General features: G+C 67.0%; 20 protein-coding genes. 12 read left to right on the plus strand and 8 right to left on the minus strand.

The window, feature by feature from the left end:
* Window positions 1–229 precede the first annotated feature (229 nt).
* The gene (gene nadB / locus EPK82_RS08435) at window positions 230–1,867 is read left to right on the plus strand and encodes an L-aspartate oxidase (RefSeq protein ID WP_134676308.1); all 1,638 of its coding nucleotides are present in this window, start codon (window positions 230–232) and stop codon (window positions 1,865–1,867) included.
* Here the strand turns inward: nadB and EPK82_RS08440 are convergent.
* Together EPK82_RS08440 and EPK82_RS08445 are read right to left on the minus strand one after the other, a co-directional pair.
* A complete protein-coding gene (locus tag EPK82_RS08440; RefSeq protein WP_134676309.1) occupies window positions 1,815–2,288 on the minus strand; it encodes a protein YgfX in 474 nt (157 codons plus the stop codon). The two genes, nadB and EPK82_RS08440, sit on opposite strands and share 53 nt — an antisense overlap.
* Complete coding sequence (locus tag EPK82_RS08445) at window positions 2,272–2,526, minus strand: FAD assembly factor SdhE (RefSeq protein ID WP_037048972.1); 255 nt, start codon at window positions 2,524–2,526, stop codon at window positions 2,272–2,274. Before EPK82_RS08445 ends, EPK82_RS08440 begins: the two co-directional genes overlap by 17 nt.
* A 144-nt stretch (window positions 2,527–2,670) precedes the next feature.
* Between EPK82_RS08445 and ygfZ the strand changes: the two genes are divergently transcribed.
* The 3 genes from ygfZ to EPK82_RS08460 all read left to right on the plus strand — a co-directional run bounded on the left by ygfZ (window position 2,671) and on the right by EPK82_RS08460 (window position 5,312).
* The gene (gene ygfZ, locus EPK82_RS08450) at window positions 2,671–3,612 is read left to right on the plus strand and encodes a CAF17-like 4Fe-4S cluster assembly/insertion protein YgfZ (protein WP_134676310.1); all 942 of its coding nucleotides are present in this window, start codon (window positions 2,671–2,673) and stop codon (window positions 3,610–3,612) included.
* 45 nt (window positions 3,613–3,657) lie between these two features.
* Complete coding sequence (locus tag EPK82_RS08455) at window positions 3,658–4,494, plus strand: HDOD domain-containing protein (protein WP_037048978.1); 837 nt, start codon at window positions 3,658–3,660, stop codon at window positions 4,492–4,494.
* A 65-nt stretch (window positions 4,495–4,559) separates the two neighbouring features.
* Window positions 4,560–5,312 carry a substrate-binding periplasmic protein gene (locus EPK82_RS08460; protein WP_134676311.1) on the plus strand — a complete coding sequence of 251 codons (753 nt, stop codon included), beginning with the start codon at window positions 4,560–4,562 and terminating at the stop codon, window positions 5,310–5,312.
* Here EPK82_RS08460 and EPK82_RS08465 read toward each other — a convergent pair.
* Together EPK82_RS08465 and EPK82_RS08470 are read right to left on the minus strand one after the other, a co-directional pair.
* Window positions 5,298–6,692, minus strand: coding sequence for a sensor histidine kinase (locus EPK82_RS08465; RefSeq protein WP_037048984.1), 1,395 nt, complete (start codon window positions 6,690–6,692; stop codon window positions 5,298–5,300). The two genes, EPK82_RS08460 and EPK82_RS08465, sit on opposite strands and share 15 nt — an antisense overlap.
* Window positions 6,689–7,360, minus strand: coding sequence for a response regulator (locus EPK82_RS08470; protein ID WP_047592876.1), 672 nt, complete (start codon window positions 7,358–7,360; stop codon window positions 6,689–6,691). Before EPK82_RS08470 ends, EPK82_RS08465 begins: the two co-directional genes overlap by 4 nt.
* A 259-nt stretch (window positions 7,361–7,619) precedes the next feature.
* Here EPK82_RS08470 and EPK82_RS08475 point away from each other — a divergent pair, with 259 nt between their 5' ends.
* The 5 genes from EPK82_RS08475 to EPK82_RS08495 all read left to right on the plus strand — a co-directional run bounded on the left by EPK82_RS08475 (window position 7,620) and on the right by EPK82_RS08495 (window position 12,966).
* The gene (locus EPK82_RS08475; RefSeq protein ID WP_037048987.1) at window positions 7,620–8,882 is read left to right on the plus strand and encodes an OprD family porin; all 1,263 of its coding nucleotides are present in this window, start codon (window positions 7,620–7,622) and stop codon (window positions 8,880–8,882) included.
* Window positions 8,883–8,914: 32 nt separating this feature from the next.
* Window positions 8,915–9,892, plus strand: coding sequence for a Bug family tripartite tricarboxylate transporter substrate binding protein (locus EPK82_RS08480; protein ID WP_037048989.1), 978 nt, complete (start codon window positions 8,915–8,917; stop codon window positions 9,890–9,892).
* Window positions 9,893–9,994: 102 nt separating this feature from the next.
* Entirely contained in the window at window positions 9,995–10,438 is a 444-nt protein-coding gene (locus EPK82_RS08485) for a tripartite tricarboxylate transporter TctB family protein (RefSeq protein WP_134676312.1), read from the plus strand.
* 1 nt (window position 10,439) lies between these two features.
* Window positions 10,440–11,960 (plus strand): tripartite tricarboxylate transporter permease, encoded by a 1,521-nt coding sequence (locus EPK82_RS08490; RefSeq protein WP_037048995.1) that lies wholly within the window; start codon window positions 10,440–10,442, stop codon window positions 11,958–11,960.
* Entirely contained in the window at window positions 11,944–12,966 is a 1,023-nt protein-coding gene (locus EPK82_RS08495) for an AbrB family transcriptional regulator (RefSeq protein WP_037048998.1), read from the plus strand. The genes EPK82_RS08490 and EPK82_RS08495 overlap by 17 nt, the downstream gene beginning before the upstream one ends.
* 51 nt (window positions 12,967–13,017) lie before the next feature.
* On the opposite strand, the gene EPK82_RS08500 is transcribed toward EPK82_RS08495, so the two are convergent.
* Window positions 13,018–13,899, minus strand: coding sequence for an RluA family pseudouridine synthase (locus tag EPK82_RS08500; RefSeq protein WP_047592867.1), 882 nt, complete (start codon window positions 13,897–13,899; stop codon window positions 13,018–13,020).
* A gap of 123 nt (window positions 13,900–14,022) precedes the next feature.
* Here EPK82_RS08500 and EPK82_RS08505 point away from each other — a divergent pair, with 123 nt between their 5' ends.
* From EPK82_RS08505 to EPK82_RS08515, 3 genes are all read left to right on the plus strand, one after another.
* The gene (locus EPK82_RS08505) at window positions 14,023–14,691 is read left to right on the plus strand and encodes a COG3650 family protein (RefSeq protein ID WP_037049002.1); all 669 of its coding nucleotides are present in this window, start codon (window positions 14,023–14,025) and stop codon (window positions 14,689–14,691) included.
* A gap of 147 nt (window positions 14,692–14,838) precedes the next feature.
* Window positions 14,839–15,858 (plus strand): type I glyceraldehyde-3-phosphate dehydrogenase, encoded by a 1,020-nt coding sequence (gap, locus tag EPK82_RS08510; protein WP_134676313.1) that lies wholly within the window; start codon window positions 14,839–14,841, stop codon window positions 15,856–15,858.
* A 130-nt stretch (window positions 15,859–15,988) separates the two neighbouring features.
* Complete coding sequence (locus tag EPK82_RS08515; protein WP_134676314.1) at window positions 15,989–17,605, plus strand: NAD(P)/FAD-dependent oxidoreductase; 1,617 nt, start codon at window positions 15,989–15,991, stop codon at window positions 17,603–17,605.
* A gap of 18 nt (window positions 17,606–17,623) precedes the next feature.
* Here EPK82_RS08515 and EPK82_RS08520 read toward each other — a convergent pair whose 3' ends face one another.
* The 3 genes from EPK82_RS08520 to EPK82_RS08530 all read right to left on the minus strand — a co-directional run bounded on the left by EPK82_RS08520 (window position 17,624) and on the right by EPK82_RS08530 (window position 18,954).
* The gene (locus EPK82_RS08520) at window positions 17,624–18,007 is read right to left on the minus strand and encodes a hypothetical protein (protein WP_134676315.1); all 384 of its coding nucleotides are present in this window, start codon (window positions 18,005–18,007) and stop codon (window positions 17,624–17,626) included.
* Window positions 18,004–18,513: a GNAT family N-acetyltransferase gene (locus EPK82_RS08525; protein ID WP_134676316.1), complete on the minus strand. Its 510-nt coding sequence runs from the start codon at window positions 18,511–18,513 to the stop codon at window positions 18,004–18,006. The genes EPK82_RS08520 and EPK82_RS08525 overlap by 4 nt, the downstream gene beginning before the upstream one ends.
* A 108-nt stretch (window positions 18,514–18,621) precedes the next feature.
* Window positions 18,622–18,954 (minus strand): Na+/H+ antiporter subunit G, encoded by a 333-nt coding sequence (locus EPK82_RS08530; RefSeq protein WP_037049012.1) that lies wholly within the window; start codon window positions 18,952–18,954, stop codon window positions 18,622–18,624.

Genomic DNA, 18,954 nt, shown 5'->3' on the forward strand with positions numbered 1-18,954 from the left:
TCCCGAGCACTGCGGTCGGTCATAAGGCCTGTTCATAACCTCTCGAGCCAGAGCGCTGCCGGCAGGACAGACGCAGCGGTTCGATTCACTCACCCAAACAAGCGGCCCCAGCGGATCGGCGCCCGCGAAGACCGCATTGCAACAGGGTGATCCCGAGCAGGACTTGGGCGGCTATTGTGCCGTCGCCCCTCTCTATATACTAGGACTCGCTTTCACGCGGAACTCGGACATGAGCTTACATTTCCAGCACGACGTTCTGGTCATCGGTAGCGGTGCCGCCGGCCTGACCCTAGCCCTTACCCTGCCTTCCCATCTGCGCATCGCGGTCCTGAGCAAAGGTGACCTGTCCAATGGCTCGACCTATTGGGCGCAAGGTGGCGTTGCCGCCGTACTGGACGATACCGACACGGTCGAATCGCACGTGGCCGACACGCTCGACGCCGGCGCCGGCCTGTGTCGCGAGGACGCCGTGCGCTTCACCGTCGAGCACAGCCGCGAGGCCATCCAGTGGCTGATCGACCAGGGCGTGCCCTTCACCCGTGAAGACGAAACCGCACTGGAAGACGGCGGCTTCGAGTTTCACCTGACGCGCGAGGGCGGGCACAGCCACCGCCGCATCATTCACGCCGCCGATGCGACCGGCGCCGCGATCTTCAACACCTTGCTGGAACAGGCCCGCGGGCGCTCGAACATCGAGTTGCTGGAACAGCGCGTCGCCGTTGACCTGATCACCGAGCGCAGGCTCGGCCTGGAGGGTGAACGCTGCCTCGGCGCCTACGTGCTGGACCGGACCCGTGGCGAGGTCGACACCTTCACCGCCCGCTTCGTCATTCTCGCCACCGGCGGTGCAGCCAAGGTCTATCTCTATACCAGCAACCCCGATGGCGCCTGCGGCGACGGCATCGCCATGGCCTGGCGCGCCGGCTGCCGCGTGGGCAACCTGGAGTTCAACCAGTTCCACCCCACCTGCCTGTATCACCCGCAGGCCAAGAGCTTCCTGGTTACCGAGGCGGTGCGCGGCGAAGGCGGACTGCTCAAGCTGCCCAACGGCGAGCGTTTCATGCCGCGCTTCGACGAGCGCGCCGAACTGGCGCCCCGCGACATCGTCGCCCGTGCCATCGACCACGAAATGAAGCGCCTCGGGATCGACTGCGTCTACCTCGACATCAGTCACAAGCCCGCCGACTTCATCAAGAGCCACTTTCCCACGGTGTACGAACGCTGCCTGGGCTTCGGCATCGACATCACCCGGCAAGCCATCCCGGTGGTGCCCGCAGCGCATTACACCTGCGGCGGCGTGGTCGTCGACCGCTGCGGCCGCACCGACGTTCCCGGGCTGTATGCCATTGGCGAAACCAGCTTCACCGGCCTGCACGGCGCCAATCGCATGGCCAGCAACTCACTGCTGGAGTGCTTCGTCTACGCCCGTTCGGCCTGCAACGACATCGTCGCCAACCTGAACCGGGTCGACATGCCCAGTGACGTCCCCTGCTGGGACGCCAGCCAGGTGACGGACTCCGACGAGGACGTGATCATCGCCCACAACTGGGACGAACTGCGGCGCTTCATGTGGGACTACGTGGGCATCGTGCGCACCAACAAGCGCCTGCAGCGCGCGCAGCACCGGGTACGACTGCTGCTGGACGAGATCGACGAGTTCTACAGCAACTACAAGGTCAGTCGCGACCTGATCGAGCTGCGCAACCTCGCCCTGGTCGCCGAGCTGATGATCAATTCGGCCATGCGCCGCCACGAGAGCCGTGGCCTGCATTACACCCTGGACTACCCCGACCAGTTGGCCGAAGCCCGCGATACTATTCTGACGCCGACGCCGACGCCACAGGCTCAGCCCAGCGCCTGCGACTGAACTTCAGACGCAGGCGCAGGCGTCGATGCTGCTCGGTCGGCAGCGCGTCGCGGGGAATGCACAACCCGCGACTGAAGCGCTGCCCCGGCAGGCGATAACGCAGAACCACCAGCAGCGGCAGCGCCATGCTGTCCGGGCGCAGCTGCACGGCCTGCCAGGAGCCATCTGCACGCTGCAACGACCAGCCGAATGCATCGCGGCGCAGGCCGACGACGCTCTGTGGCGATGACAACAGGATGTGGCGCGGCAGCACCCAGGCTGCATGCACCAACAACAGCGCACAGATCGACAGCTTCGACCAGAGCGGCAGGTCGGCCAGCCAGGGCGCCGGCATGGCCAGCGCCAGGACCAGCAGATAGAGCCTCAGCAGCCAGCGTGACGGCCGCCACTGACACTCGAATACGTCACTTGGGTTGGACACGATCCAGGATCATGCGCACCATGCGCTTGAGATCGGCGTCTTCCGGCTCGCCGCGCTGCATGAACCAGCCGAACATGTCCTGATCCTCGCACTCCAGCAGCTTGCGGTAGCGCGCCTGATCCTCGGCATCCAGGCTGGGGTACACCTCCTGGACGAAAGGCACCAGCAGTACGTCCAGCTCCAGCATGCCACGACGGCTATGCCAGAACAGGCGATTCAGTTCAGTTTGCTCAACCATGCAACGGACTCCTCGAACGAGGGCCGCAGTATAACGGCGAATTGCGCCGCTGTTCACCGCGACGAGGCGCAATTGCGCTGACAAGGCCTATCACGCCCTCTATGATGACGCCCCTGACCTTTATCCAGTGATTCGACTTGCATCATGGCCGATAGCGCGTATTTCACCCTCCTCGATCACGAAGGCGTTCTCGCCGTGCGCGGCACCGATGCCGCCAAGTTCCTGCAGGGGCAACTGACCTGCAACCTCAACTACCTCGATGCCCATCTGTCCAGCCTGGGCGCCCGCTGTACGCCGAAAGGGCGCATGCTCTCCAGCTTCCGCATCGTGCCGGTCGCTGACGGCTACCTGCTGGCGATGGCACGCGAGCTGATCGAAGCTCAGCAGGCCGAGCTGCACAAATACGCGGTGTTTGCCAAATCCAAGCCCGCCGATGAAAGCGCGGCCTGGGTGCGCTTCGGCCTGGCCGGCGGGAACGCCGCGCTGAGCGAGCTGGGCATCGAGCTCGGCGAGCAGGCGGATGCCGTGGCCAGCAGCGGCGAGTTGCTCGCCGTTCGCCTTGGCGACGGCCGTGCCGAACTCTGGGCGCCGCACGCCGAGTCCGAGCGACTGCTCGCCGTGCTGAGCAAGCACCTGCGCCAGGCGCCGCTCAACGACTGGCTGCTGGCGCAGGTCCGCGCCGGCCTCGGCCAGGTGTTCGGCGCGACGCGCGAGCGGTTCATTCCGCAGATGATCAACCTCCAGGCGCTCGGCGGCGTGAGCTTCAAGAAGGGCTGCTACACCGGCCAGGAGATCGTCGCGCGCATGCAGTACCTCGGCAAGCTCAAGCGTCGCCTGTACCGCCTGCGCCTGGTCGGCGCAGCGCTACCGGCCGTCGGCAGCGAGCTGTTCTCCCCGGTCCACGGCTCCAGTGTCGGAGAAGTGGTGCTGGCCGCGCAGGCTGACGAAGACATTGAGCTGCTCGCCGTACTGCAGGAAGATGCAGTCAATGACGGCCGCATTCACCTCGGCAGCAACGAGGGCCCGGCACTGGCCCTGCTCGACTTGCCCTACCAGCTGGATGCCGACAAGGAAATCCAGCGCTGACTAAACTTCCCGGCGCCACACCGGTTCGCCTAAGAGAGCCTTTTGATGAGCAAGCTTGCCGAAAAAGTCCAACAGGATCTGATCAACGCCATCGAGAACGATGAGCTGGTACTGCCAACCCTGCCCGAAGTGGCACTGAAGGTTCGCGAGGCCGCAGAAGACCCCAATGTCGGTATCCCGCAGATCAGCAAGGTGATCGGCAACGATGCCGCCCTGACCGCGCGCATCATCAAGGTGGTCAACAGCCCGTTGCTGCGCAGCAACAAGGAAATCACCGACCTGCAGATGGCCGTCGCCCGCCTGGGCATCAACTACACCTGCAACCTGGCCACCGGCCTGGCGATGGAGCAGATGTTCCAGGCCACCAGCGACGTGGTCGACCGCAAGATGCGTGAAGTGTGGAACAAGAGCACCGAAATTGCGGGCATCTGCCACGTTCTGTGCCGCCACTACACCCGCCTGATGCCGGACCAGGCGACCCTCGCCGGCCTGGTTCACCAGATCGGCGTACTCCCGATCCTGACCTACGCCGAAGAACACAACGAACTGCTGGCCGATTCCATCAGCCTCAACCATGTGATCGAGCAGATTCACCCGATCATCGGCGACAAGATCCTGCGCACCTGGGAGTTCCCCGAGCCGATCGCCATCGTGCCCAGCCACTACCTGGACTTCACCCGCAACTCGGCCAAGGTCGATTACGTCGACATCGTCCAGGTCGCGACCCTGCAGAGCTACCTGGGCAGCGAGCACCCCTACACCCAGCTCGACTGGAGCAAGGTGCCGGCGTTCGCCAAGCTGGGCCTCGACCCGCAGGTCGACATGCAGGCCGACGAAGACCTCTCCGCCGCCATGGAAGCGGCCATGGGCATGCTGCAGTAAAAGCATCTCGCCATGGATGGCATATCGCCTCTACACTCAGGTCACTCGCCTGAGGAAGTAGAGCCATGCGTTACGCATTTCTCCTGCTCGTCCTGCTGTTCGGCAACCTCCACGCCGCTGATCGCGTCCGCCTGACCAACGGTGAGTGGCCCCCCTACCTGGGCGAAACCCTCCCCCATCACGGCGTTGCCTCGCGCATCGTCGAAGAGGCCTTCGCCTCGCAGGGCATCACGGTGCAATGGGAGTTCCACCCCTGGGCACGCTCGCTGAAGATGGCCGAGCAGGGCCTACGCGACGGCAGCGCGGTGTGGCTGAACAACCCGCAACGGCAGCAGCACTTCCATGTCAGCGCGCCGGTCGTGGAGAGCGGCTACTACCTGTTCCACCGCAAGGACGACGCATTCGACTGGTCCGGTATCGATGACCTGCGCGGCCTGCGCATTGCCGGCACGCGCGGCTACGACTACGGCGAAGCCTTCCAGCGTGCCGAAGCGGCCGGCGACCTCGAGGTCATGCGCCTGACCAGTGACGAGCAGGGACTACGCCAGCTGCTGGCCGGGCGCGTCGACCTGTTTCCCGTGGACAAGGTGGTCGGCTTCGACCTGCTTTACCAGCACTTCAGCCTGGCCGAGCGCCGGCGCCTGAGCTTTCACGCCAAACCACTGCGCAGCGACAGCCTGCACCTGCTGCTTTCGCGCGAGGTGCCGGGCAATGCCGAGCTGATGGCGCGCTTCAACCGGGGTCTCGAGCAGCTCCGTGCCAGCGGCAAGATCTCCCAGTACCTGCTGGAGATCCAACAGCCGCTAAGCCTCTACTAGCAGCGGAAACTCGACCCGCACCAGCAGGCCGTGCGGCCGGGCCTGGTGCAGGCTGATGCGGGCCTGGTGGGCACGGCAGATCTCCCCGACGATGGCCAGCCCCAGACCGGCACCGTTGCCCTGTGCGCTGCGCCTGTAGAAGCGCTCGAAGACCTTCTCGCGCTCGGCCTCGGGAATGCCCGGACCATCGTCCTCGACCTCCAGCACGGCCGGGGCCACCGCGCGGATCACCAGGTTGCCGCCAGCGGGGGTATGTGCCAGCGCGTTGTCCAGCAGGTTGTTCAGCAGTTCGTTGAGCAGGGTCGGCTCGCCATCGATCCAGACCGGCTGCTCGGCCTCCAGCGCCAGCGCCACCCCACGGGCATGCGCCAGCGGCGCCATGGCCAGCGCCAGGTCGCGGGCCAGCTGGCTGAGATCGATGCGCTGCGCACCGCCCTCGGTGATGGCGCGTGCACCACTTTCGATCCGCGCCAGGGACAGCAGCTGATTGGCCAGCAAGGTCAGGCGATCCCCCTGCAGCGCCACCTCCTCCAGCGTCCTGCGCCACTCTTGCGCTTCCTCGGCGCGCAAGCCCAGGGTGATGCGCGCCTTGAGCGCGGCCAGCGGCGTGCGCAGCTCATGCGCCGCGTCGGCGATGAACTGCGACTGGCGCTCGAACAGGCCTCTCAGCCGCTCGTTGAACTGGTTCAGCGTCTCCACCAGCGGCAGCACCTCGCGGGGCAAGCCGCTGTCGTGCAGGGGCTGCAGATCATCGCTGGTGCGCTCGGCCACCTCCCGGCGCAACGCCTCCAGCGGTCGCAACGCCAGGTTCACCGCCAGCCAGACCAGCAGCAGCGCACTGATCGACAGCAGGCCCATGCGCCACAGCGTCCCCACCAGCAGTTCGCGGGCCATGCGCTCGCGCGCGCCCTGGGTTTCGGCCACGCGAATCTCGGCGATACCGTTCAACTGCGGCTCGCTGACCGGCTGTAGCAGGCTGACCACGCGCACCCCCTGATTGCGGTACTCGGCGTCGTAGAAATGCGCCAGCGCCGGGTAGTCGTCGGTGCGCGGCGTGCCCTTGGGCGCGGCTGGCAGGTCTTCGTAGCCGGATACCTGATGCCCCTCGAGATCGAGCACCTGGTAGTAGATGCGCCCGGCACTGTCATAGGCGAAGGTGTCCAGCGCCACGTAGGGAATGTTGGCCCTGAGGCGCCCGTCCTCGGCGTAGAGGCCGTCGGCCACGGCACGTGCCGACGCCAGCAGGGTGCGGTCGTAGGCCTCGTCGGCGGCGCGCCGCGCGCTCCAGTAGGCGCTGAGGCTGCTCAGCAACAGGATGACCGACAACAGCAGGGCCAGGCGCCGCAGCAGGCGCCCGCGCAGACTGAAGCCACGGCTCATGCCTCGACCGCCTCCAGCAGGTAGCCGAGACCGCGGAAGGTGACGATGCGCACGGCGCTGCCTTCGAGCTTCTTGCGCAGGCGATGGACGTAGATCTCGATGGCATCGGGGCTGGCATCCTCGTCCAGACCGAATACCTGCGCGGCCAGCTGCTCCTTGCTCATCACCCGGCCCGGTCGGGCGATCATCGCCTCCAGCACGGCCTGCTCGCGGGCGGTCAGACTGAGCGCCTCGCCCTTCAGGCTGAAGCGCCGCGCCCCGAGGTCGTAGACCAGCTCGCCACAGCGCTGCAGCTGTTCGCCACCCAGCACACTGCGCCGCAGCAATGCCTTGACCCGCGCCTCGAGTTCGCTCAGCTCGAAGGGCTTGGCCAGATAATCGTCGGCGCCGAGGTTGAGGCCATGCACGCGGTCCTTGACCTCGCCACGCGCGGTCAGCATCAGCACCGGCAGGGTCTGCCCGCGATCACGCAAGCGCGCCAGCACGGCAAAGCCGTCGAGGCGCGGCAGGCCGATGTCGAGAATAGCCAGCGCATACTCCTCGCTCGACAACGCCAGGTCGGCGGCGACGCCATCGTGCAGCACGTCCACCGTCCAGCCCGCGCCTTTCAAGGCCTGGGCCACGCTTTCCGCCAGTTGCGGATGGTCTTCGACCAGCAGGATACGCACCGCCACCTCCAGCTGCAGCATCGTTAGAGGCGCGCAGTGTAGCGCCCTCGACGCCGCTGTGAATTGCCCAGTTGCCAGGTTTCGTTGCCACCGCCAGCCGCGCGGACGCCCCTGCCAGCACCGCCGGAAAAAACTTTCAGCCATGAAAGCCTGCTGAAAGCTTGCCCTCATAGCATCGCTTCAAGGTGGCTCGATCCACCTGCTCAAGCGACCTTGCAGTGGTGCCAGGTCGCAACAAGAACAAAAACGGAGACCACACATGTACGCAGCCTCACGTCAGGCCCTGCCGCCTGTCCGCCTGCTCTGCCTGGCCATCGCCGCCAGTGCGACCCCGCTCGCCAACGCCGCCTTCATCGAAGACAGCACTGCCAGCCTCACCGCCACCAACATTTACCTCAATCGTGACTTCCGCGAAGGTTCCGGCCAGAACAAGCGCGAAGAATGGGGTCAGGGCTTCCGTCTCGACCTGCAGTCCGGTTACACCGAAGGCACCGTCGGTTTTGGCCTCGATGCCATGGGCCTGCTCGGCCTCAAGCTCGACTCGGGACGCGGCCGCACCGGCACCGACCTGCTGCCGGTGCATGATGACGGGCGTTCGGCCGACGATTTCAGCCGCCTGGGCCTGACCGCCAAGATCAAGGTGTCCGCCACCGAGCTGCGCTATGGCTCGCACGTCCCGGAGCTGCCCGTGGTCAAGGCCAGCGACAGCCGCCTGCTGCCGCAGGTCTTCGAGGGCGGCCTGCTGACCTCCTCCGAGCTGGAAGGCCTGACCTTCACCGGTGGTCGCCTGGACAAGGTCATCGACCGCGCCTCCACCGACGACGAAGACCTGGTGCTCAACAGCAAGAACCGCCGCTTCGCCGGTGGCATCCAGGCTGACCACCTGGACCTGGCCGGCGCCGACTACAAGTTCGCGCCCGGCTTTACCGGCCGCTACTACTACGCCGACCTGGACGACATCTACCGCCAGCACTTCCTCGGCCTGCTGACCAGCCACAAGCTCGGTGCCGGCACCCTGAACAGCGATCTGCGCCTGATCTACAGCGACGACACCGGCGCCGCCAAGGCGGGCAAGGTGGACAACCGCGCGATCAACGCCATGCTCAGCTACGGCATCGGTGCGCACAAGTTCGGCCTGGGCTTTCAGGACATGAGCGGCGACACCGGCTTCGCCTACATCGACGGCAGCGATCCGTTCCTGGTCAACTTCGTGCAGATCAACGACTTCGCCAACGCCGACGAACGTTCCTGGCAGGCGCGCTACGACTTCAACTTCGCCAGCGTCGGGGTTCCCGGCCTGACCTTCATGACCCGCTACATCCGTGGTGACGATGCGCGCATCGCCGGCAGCGACGAGCGTGGCGGCGAATGGGAACGCGACATCGAGTTCAAGTACGTGGTGCAGAACGGCCCGCTCAAGGACCTCTACGTCCGCGTACGCAACGCCAGCTTCCGCTCCGACTTTGCCCGCGATGCAGATGAAAACCGCGTCATCGTCGGCTACACCCTGCCCATCTGGTAACCCACAATAAGATTCTCCAGGAGAACCCAATCATGAAATCTGCCCTGACCCGAGCCGCACTGGCGGTTTCCTGCCTGGCCTTCGCCGGCCAGCTGCTGGCTGCCGAACCCAAGCGTCCCGAATGCATCGCACCGGCCAAGCCCGGCGGCGGCTTCGACCTGACCTGCAAGCTGGCCCAGAGCGGCCTCAAGGACACCGGCCTGCTCAAGGCGCCCATGCGCGTCACCTACATGCCGGGTGGTGTCGGCGCCGTTGCCTACAACGCCGTGGTCGCCCAGCGCGCCAAGGACCCGGGCACCATCACCGCCTTCTCCTCCGGCTCGCTGCTCAACCTGGCCCAGGGCAAGTTCGGTCGCTACGACGAACACGCCGTCCGCTGGCTGGCGGCGATCGGCACCGACTACGGCGCCATCACCGTACGCGCCGATGCACCCTGGCAGACCCTCGGCGAGCTGGTCGAGGCGCTGAAGAAAGACCCGGCCAGCGTGGTCTTCGGCGCCGGTGCAACCATCGGCGGCCAGGACTGGATGCAGACCGCACTGATCGCCCGCGCGGCCGGCATCGACCCGCAGAGCCTGCGCTACGTGGCCTTCGAAGGCGGCGGCGAGACCCTGACCGCGATGCTCGGCGGTCACGTGCAGGTCACTTCCAGCGGCCTGGGCGAAGTCACCCCGCAACTGGCGGCCGGCAAGGTGCGCATCCTCGCCGTGCTGTCCGACGAGCGTCTGCCGGGCAAGCTGGCGGACATTCCGACCGCCAAGGAGCAGGGCTACGACATCAGCTGGCCGGTGATTCGCGGCTTCTACATGGGCCCGCAGGTCAGCGACGAGCAGTTCGCCTGGTGGCAGGGCCAGTTCGAGAAGATGCTGGCACGTGACGACTTCGCCGCCCTGCGCGAACAACGTGACCTGTTCCCGCTGTCGCTGACCGGCGACGAGCTCAACGCCTTCGTGCTCAAGCAAGTGCAGGACTACAAGGCCCTGGCCGGCGAATTCGGCCTGGTCCAGTAACACGCCTGTGCAATCCGCGCCCTGCCGAGGGCGGCGCTGAGCACCCCACCCGGGTCGTGTTCGGCGCTGCCCTCCGGCCTGGCGCTTCCGAGGTAAATCACCATGTACGTTCGCCTGTTCTCCGCGGTCTGGCTGCTTCTGTGTGCCTGGCTCGCCGTCATTGCCTGGGGCTTCCAGGCGCCTTTCGCCTATGACCCGGTCGGCCCGCGGGCCTACCCGCTGCTGCTGCTGGCCCTGATGGGTGTCGGCAGCCTGTGGCTGGTGTTCAAGCCGGGCATGCTCGAACAACGCCTGGACCTTCCCACGGCGCTGCGCAGCGCGCTGTGCGTGGTGGTTCTGCTGGCCTATGCGCTGACCTTCGAGCCGCTCGGCTTCGTCATCAGCACCAGCCTGGCCACCTTTGCCCTGGGCCTGCTGTTCACCGGCCGCCCGCTGCCCTGCGCGGTCAGCGCGGTAGCGATGGGCGTGCTGCTGTACGTGTTGTTCGATCTGCTGCTGGACGTGCCCCTGCCGCTCGGCCTGCTTGAAGCCTTCGTGGAGAGCTGAAATGGAAACCCTTAACTTCCTGATGCAGGGCTTCGGTGTCGCCACGCGCCCGGACAACCTGCTGGTGGCGCTGTTCGGCGCCTTCGTCGGCACCGTGGTCGGCCTGCTGCCGGGCCTCGGCCCGATCAACGGCGTGGCCCTGCTGCTGCCGCTGGCGTTCGCCCTCGGCCTGCCGCCGGAAACCGCACTGATTCTGCTCGCCGCCGTCTACCTGGGCTGCGAGTACGGCGGGCGTATCTCCGCCATCCTGCTCAACGTGCCGGGCGACGCCGCGGCCATCATGACCACCCTCGACGGCTACCCGCTGGCGCGTCAGGGCAAGGCGGGCATCGCCCTGTCGCTGTCGGCGGTCAGCTCCTTCATCGGCAGCATCGTCGCCACCTGCGGCGTGGTGCTGTTCGCGCCGCTGCTGGCGAAGTGGGCCGTGGCCTTCGGCCCCGCCGAATACTTCGTGCTGATGGTGTTCGCCATCGCCTGCCTCGGCGGCATGGTCGGCGACAAGCCGGTCAAGACCCTGATGGCCGCCCTGATCGGCCTGGCCCTGGCCACGGTCGGCGTGGACTCGACCACCGGCGTCTATCGCTTCACCTTCGACAGCGTCAGCCTGTCCGACGGCATCCAGTTCGTCATCGTGGTGATCGGTTTCTTCAGCGTCAGCGAGGTCCTGCTGATGCTGGAGAAGACCCACGGCGGGCAGAAGGCGGTCAAGGCCAGCGGCCGCCTGCTGTTCAACTTCAAGGAGTTCTGCCAGACCTTCTGGACCATGATCCGCAGCGCCCTGGCCGGCTTCGTCATCGGCACCCTCCCCGGCGCCGGCGCCACCATCGCCAGCGCCATGACCTACATGACCGAGAAGCGCATGGCCGGCAGCAAGGGCCGCTTCGGTGACGGTGACCTGCGTGGCCTGGCAGCCCCGGAGGCCGCCAACAACGCTTCGGCCTGCGGCTCGCTGATCCCCATGCTGACCCTCGGCGTACCGGGCTCGGGCACCACGGCGGTGATGATCGGCGCCCTGACCCTGTACAACATCACGCCCGGCCCGCTGCTGTTCGAACAGCAGCCCGACGTGGTCTGGGGCCTGATCGCCTCGCTGTTCATCGGCAACGTCATCCTGCTGGTGATGAACATCCCGCTGGTCGGCCTGTTCTCGCGCATGCTCAGCGTGCCGAACTGGGTGCTGGTGCCGGCGATCACCGTGGTCAGCATGGTCGGCGTCTACGCCGTGCACAGCACCACCTTCGACCTGGTGCTGATGATCCTCCTCGGCGTGTTCGGCTACATCCTGCGCAAGCTCGACTTCCCGCTCTCGGCGCTGATCCTCGGCTTCGTCCTCGGCGAGCTGATGGAGGACAACCTGCGCCGCGCGCTGTCGATCTCGGCCGGCGACCTGGGCATTCTCTGGGGCAGCCCGATCACCCTGGTGCTCTGGGCACTGGTCGCGCTGATGCTGGCGTTGCCGGGCATCCGCTGGGTGCGTCGTCGCCAACAGATCAAGGCCGGGGCTGATGCCGCTGCCGCGTGATCTCTGGGTAACGCCGCTGGCCGGTGCGGTCGGCGGCTACCTGGCCAGCCTCGCCGGCTGGCCCCTGCCCTGGATGGTCGGCTCGCTGCTCGCGGTGATCGCCCTGCGCTGCCTGACCAACCGCGCCTTCAGCGAACTCCCCGGTGGCCGCAAGACCGGCCAATGGCTGGTCGCCAGCGGCATCGGCCTGCACTTCACCAGCGAAGTGCTGGAGCAGGTGCTCAGCCATCTGCCGATCATAGTCATGGGTGCCTTCGGCACGCTCCTGCTCAGCCTCATCGGCATCGCCATCCTCCGTCGTGCCGGCGTCGACCGCGCCACCGCGTTCTTCGCCAGCATGCCGGGCGGGGCCAGCGAGATGGTCAACCTGGCCCTGCGCCACGACGCCCAACCGGCACGGGTGGCCGCGGCGCACAGCCTGCGCCTGCTGCTGGTGGTCCTGCTGATTCCGGCGCTGTTCACCTGGGGCCTGCCCGCTGTCAGTGCACCGGCGCGCGCGCCAGTGGACTGGACCTGGCTGATCGTCCTGCTCGCCGCCGGCGCGGTGCTGGCCCTGGGCTGGGGGCGCCTGAAGCAACCCAACCCCTGGATGCTTGGCCCGCTGACCGCCTGCGCCGTGGCCAGCGCCACCTTCGACCTGCACCTGGGCCTGCCGCCAGGCCTCGGCCAGCTCGGTCAGTGGCTGATCGGCAGCGCGCTGGGCTGTCATTTCGACCGTGCCTTCTTCCGCAGCGCTCCCGGTTTCCTGGCCCGCGTACTGCTGTTCACCCTGCTGGCGATGCTGGTCGCCGCTGCGCTGGGTGAAGGGCTCGGCTGGCTGGCCGGCGAGGATCACCTGTCACTGATGCTGGGCATGATGCCTGGCGGCATCACCGAGCTGTGTCTGACTGCCGAGGCCCTGCAGCTCTCGGTGGCACTGGTCACCGCGCTGCAGGTATTGCGGCTGTTTCTGGTGATGTTTCTCGCCGAGCCGCTGTTCAAGCTCTGGTGCAAGCGCCACGTCTAGCCCGTGGTGCTTGCACTGCCGCTTCGCCCAAGTGGCTGCCCCGGCGCCCCGCTACCACTGCAGGTGCAGCTGGCTGTCGAACGTACGGGGCTGACCACTGAGCGGGTCGACGAAACGCAGACCACGGGCCAGCAGCTTGAGCGGCTGGCTGTAGTCATCCGCCTGGTGGCGCGACTCCAGCAGGTGCGGATAGAAGTCGTCGCCAACGATGGGCGCGCCCAGTCCGGCCAGGTGCACCCGCAGCTGATGCTTGCGCCCGGTGACCGGAGACAGGCCGTAGCGCCATAGCGCGCCACGGCGCTCGAGCACCTCGATCCGCGTTTCGCTGTTGGCCTCGCCGGCGACCTCCTGCATGCGGAAGAAGGGCTCGCCGGCGACCATCCGCGAACGGTGCACACAGGGGAACTGCAGATCGGTCAGCGCCGGGGCAATGGCCTCGTAGCGCTTCTCCACCTGTCGCTCGCGAAACAGCGCCTGATACAGCCCGCGGCTGGCCGGGTCTACCGAGAACAGCACCAGGCCGGCGGTCAGCCGGTCGATGCGGTGGATCGGCACCAGGTCAGGATTGCCGGTGCGCCTGATCAGGCGTGCCAGCAGGGTCTGCTCGACATACTCGCCAGCCGGCATCACGGGCAGGAAATGCGGCTTGTCGGCGACCAGCAGGTGCTCGTCCTGCCACAGCACCTGCTCTTCGAAGGGAATCGGCGTCTCGTTCGGCACCTCACGGAAGTAGCGCACCTTGAGGCCGGCGCGATAGGGATGCTCGGCATCGATGGGCTTGCCTTCGCCATCCAGCACGCGGCCACGCGCCATGCGCTGCAGCCACACCGCCCGCTCGATGGCGGGAAAGTGCGCGCACAGGCAGTCGAGCACCGTCGCCCAGTCGCCCTGGGGCAGGTGAAGCGTACTGGGGCGCATGGCAGGGCTGGGCATTACGGGGGCTCGCATCGGTCCGGATGCGGCGAATTAGGCCGCAGTCACCGCGTTCAGTCAAAGCAAACGGCTTGAGCCGGCGTCACGCTGTAGCTATGGTGGCCGCTTCGCTTCGGAGGCCTCATGTCCATCACCCGTTCCCTGCTCAGCAGCATCGCCCTACTCCCGCTTCTGACCGCCTGCCAGGTCTACACCGGCAAGCCGGAAGGCCCGCCACCGGCCACCCGCTTGCAGGGCCAGGTACAACTGGAAAACGGCCAGCTGCTGTTCAGCCCCTGCCAGGAACAGCGCCGCTTCCTCCTGGTCGACGGCGGCAACACCGACATCGAGCGTGAAGCCAGGCAGCTCGCTGGCGACCAGGGAGAGCTGTTCGCCGACCTGGCCGGCCAGCTGGGCGGCAGCCAGGGCCAAGGCAACGATGGCCGCTTCGAGGTCAGCCAGCTCTACCGCCTGCAGGGTGAAGGCCATGGCTGCGACGACCTCAACTTCAAGCGCCTGACCCTGCGCGCCAGCGGCAACGAGCCGTTCTGGCAACTGGAGGTCGGCAGCAAGGGCCTGGTGCTCAACCGTCCCGAGCATGAGCCACTGGCCCTGCCCTACCTGGAAGAACAGCTGCCGGAAGGCCGTCTCAACTTCAGCAGCGAGGCCAACGGCCAGCGCCTCGAGCTGTGGGTCGCGCCGCAGCGCTGCGTCGACGGCATGAGCGGTGCGGTGAACCACCTCAGCGCGGAACTGCGCCTGGACGGCCAGGTACTGCGTGGCTGCGCGCACTTCGGCGCCATGCGCAACTGATCGCACCGCCTGCGGCACGGATGCTGACGGCTGAGCGCAGGTCCTGGCTCAGCCGACAGCCCGTGTGATCTTTTGCCACAATCGAAAGCAGGCGCCCCCCGCTCCCTCCGCCTAAGCTCAAGGCAGCATCGCAGGAAGGAGACCACCATGCTACGAGTAGCCCTCAACGGATATGGACGCATCGGCCGCGCACTCACGCGCGCTCTGGTGCAGCGCGATCTGCAGCAACGCATCCGCCTGGTCGCGATCAACGACCTCGGCGACTACCAGACCCTCACCCACCTGACGCGCTTCGACTCCACCTTCGGCCGCTTTCCCGGCGAGGTGGAACTGCATGGCGAGCAGCTGCACCTCGGTGGCCAATCGATCCACCTGCTCAGCGAGCGCGAGGCGTTCAACCTGCCCTGGAACCGCCTGGGCGTGGACCTGGTGCTGGAATGCTCGGGCAAGTTCAAGAAGCGTGCTCAAGCCGAGCAGCACCTGACCGCCGGCGCGCAGCGCGTGCTGCTCTCGCACCCGCTGGAAAGCGCGGACCTGACCGTAGTCTATGGCGTCAACCACCAGTTGCTGAGCAACCAGCAGCAGATCGTTTCCAACGCCTCCTGCACCACCAACTGCCTGGCGCCGCTGGCCAAGGTGCTGCACGAGGAGGTGGGCATCCGCCAGGGGCTGGTCAACACGGTGCATGCCTACACCAACGACCAGAACCTGCTGGACAAGGCCCACAGCGATCTCTATCGCGCCCGCGCCGCCGCGCTGTCGATGATCCCCACCAGCACCGGTGCCGCCCGGACCATCGGCCTGGTGCTGCCGGAGCTGTCCGGGCGCCTCGACGGCCTCTCGGTGCGCGTGCCGACACCCAACGTGTCGCTGCTCGACCTGACCTTCAACGCCGAGCGTGCGACCAGCCGCGAGGCGATCAATGCCGCGTTGCAGAACGGTGCCAAGGCCATGACGCCGGGCGTCATGGAGTGCAACGAGGCGCCGCTGGTTTCCACCGACTTCAACGCCTACCCGGTCTCCTGCGTGGTCGATCTCAACCACACCCGCGTGCAGGACGACCTGGTCAAGGTGCTGGCCTGGTACGACAACGAATGGGCATTCGCCAACCGCATGCTCGACGTCCTGCTGTACTGGCATCACCTGAGCCGCGACAGCCAGCGCTGAACGTCGCAGCGGCGCTTGCGCCGCTGCGTCCATGGCGTTGCCGGGCGACGACCGGCACACGGCGATCCTGTACAATCGCCGCCCTCGTTACCCCCTGCCGGATCACCACCGGCCCTGCTGGATACCTGCCATGATTCGTCTCACCGAACTGAAACTGCCCCTCGACCACGCCGACGACGCCCTGCGCCCGGCCATCGTCCAGCGCCTGGGCATCGCCGATGGCGAGCTGCTCGCCTTCACCGTGTTCAAGCGCAGCTACGATGCCCGCAAGCGTTTCGGCGACATGCCGTTCATCTACATCGTCGACTGCGAGGTGCAGGACGAAAGCGCCCTGCTCGCCCGCCTCGAAGGTGATCGCCACGTCGGACCGGCACCGGACATCCGCTACCAGCCCGTCGGCCAGGCGCCTGCCGGTGGCCTCGACGAACGCCCCATCGTGGTCGGTTTCGGCCCCTGCGGCATCTTCGCCGCACTGATCCTGGCCCAGGCGGGGCTGCGCCCCATCGTCCTGGAGCGCGGCAAGGAAGTTCGCCAGCGCACCAAGGACACCTGGGGGCTGTGGCGCAAGAACGTGCTCGACCCGACGTCCAACGTGCAGTTCGGTGAAGGCGGCGCCGGCACCTTCTCCGACGGCAAGCTCTACAGCCAGATCAAGGACCCGAACCATCACGGCCGCAAGGTGCTGGAAGAGTTCGTCAAGGCCGGCGCGCCGGACGAGATCCTCTACATCAACAAACCGCACATCGGCACCTTCCGCCTTACCGGCGTGGTCGCCACCATGCGCGAGGAGATCAAGGCGCTCGGTGGCGAAGTGCGCTTCCAGGAGCGCGTCAGCGACCTGCTGATCGAGGACGAGCAGCTCAGCGGCGTCGTGCTGGAAAGCGGCGAACAGCTGCGCAGCCGTCATGTGGTGCTGGCCCTCGGTCACAGCTCGCGTGACACCTTCCGCATGCTCCACGCCCGAGGCGTGTTCCTGGAGGCCAAGCCGTTCTCGGTGGGTTTCCGTATCGAGCACCCGCAGTCACTGATCGACAACGCGCGCCTGGGCAAGTACGCCGGTCACCCGAAGCTCGGCGCCGCCGACTACAAGCTGGTGCACCACGCCAGCAACGGCCGCGCGGTGTACAGCTTCTGCATGTGCCCGGGCGGCACCGTGGTCGCCGCCACCTCCGAGCCGGAGCGCGTGGTCACCAACGGCATGAGCCAGTATTCGCGCAACGAACGCAATGCCAATGCCGGCATCGTCGTCGGCATCACCCCGGAGCAGGACTACCCCGGTGGCCCACTGGCCGGCGTGGAGCTGCAGGAGCGCCTGGAGTCGCACGCCTATGTGCTCGGCGGGCGCAACTACGAGGCCCCCGGGCAGCTGGTCGGCGACTTCATCAAGGGCACGCCGTCCACCGCGCTGGGTGAGGTGCAGCCGTCCTACAAGCCGGGCGTGCGCCTGGGCGACCTGGCACCGTCGCTGCCGGACTTCGCCATCGCGGCGATCCGTGAGGCCATCCCCGCCTTCGCCAAGCAGATCAAGGGCTTCGACCTGCATGACGCGGTGCTCACCGGTATCGAGACGCGCACCTCCTCCCCCGTGCGCATCACCCGTGGCGCCGACATGCAGAGCCTGAACCTGAAGGGCCTGTATCCGGCCGGTGAAGGCGCCGGCTATGCGGGCGGCATCCTCTCCGCCGGCGTCGACGGCATCCGGGTCGCCGAGGCCGTGGCCAGGGACATGCTCGGGCTGGAGCGCTGAACAGGAGCCCGGCCGGACTCAGCCGGGTGGCCTGAAGCGCAACACCAGCAGGCATGCCGGCAGCGCCAGGACCAGCACGCCGACAGTGACCACCAGCAGGCTGCGCAGCGGCATGCTGGTGAAGAGGTTGCCCCAGTACAGCGTCCACAGCGACAGGCAGGCGCAGCAGCCGGCCAGGCCACTGCGTCGGCTGCGGCAACTCATCAGCCAGATCGCGTTGAACAGCGCCAGGGCGGCGAAGAGATACAGCGAATGCTGCAACTGCACGCCGTAGCCGATATCGCGGCGGAGCGTGCCGAGCAGCTGTCGACAGGCCTCGAAGGCGCCGCTGTAGAGCAGTGCCGCCAGCACCAGCTGCGCGCCGACGAGCAAGGCGATGGCGCCGCCACGCCGCGCGCTCAAGCGTCTTCGGCGCGCAGGCAACAGAGGGTCGAGCGGCGCGAACCGTGCGGACGTCGTTGCGGGTCGGCGTAGGTGAGCAACTCGACGAACCCCGCCTTGCGCATCATCCCAGCCGAGGCGGCATTCTCCTCGTGGCGGTCGATGTAGATGTCGCGCAGCCCATCCTCCAGCAGCCCTTCGACCACGCCACGCAACAGGCGCGAGCCCAGCCCCTGCCCGGCCTGCCGAGCGTGCACCACGGCCTCGCAGATATAGGCATGCACCTGGCCCGAGCGTGACGGCGGCTGATGCGCGGCGAAGCCATCGGTCAGGCGATGACTGACGAAGCCTTGCAGCACCCCCTCCTGCTCGGCCAGCAGGGCCCGCGTCGCGCCACCGGCGATGGCTGCCAGGTGGGCGCGCACCTCGGCTTCGGGCAAGTGGTTCCAGGGGTTCGGTCCATGCTCCAGCAACAGCTCGCACATGGCCTCGATGTCCGCTGCGGTCGCGGCGCGCAACTGCATCATGATGTTCACCTCGCCTGAGTCAGTGGCCGGCGCCAGGTGCTGCCAGCCAGGGGCTCAGTCTAGGGCCTGCGTGCAAGGGTCTACAGGCACAGTCACGGGTGAAAACTGTCACTGCTCCCAGGGGCGGCCACGGGTCTGCTCGCTCAGGCGCACCTTCTGCTGCAGGGCCGCCTTGGCCAGCATGTGGGCGCTGACCGGCGCGGTGATGAACAGGAACAGGGTGATGAGCAGCTCATGCAGGCTGATGCCCTGGCCACGCGTCCCGAAGTAGATCAGCGATGCGATGACCATGCCGCCCACGCCCATGGTGGTGGCCTTGGTCGGCCCATGCAGGCGCATGAAGAAGTCCGGCAGGCGGTACAGGCCGATGGCGCCGACCAGGGCGAACAGGCTGCCGAGCAGCAGAAACAGGGCGACCAGGCCCTCGATCCAAGCGTTCAT

The organism is Ectopseudomonas khazarica (genome assembly GCF_004521985.1).
Taxonomy (GTDB): Bacteria; Pseudomonadota; Gammaproteobacteria; order Pseudomonadales; family Pseudomonadaceae; genus Aquipseudomonas; species Aquipseudomonas khazarica.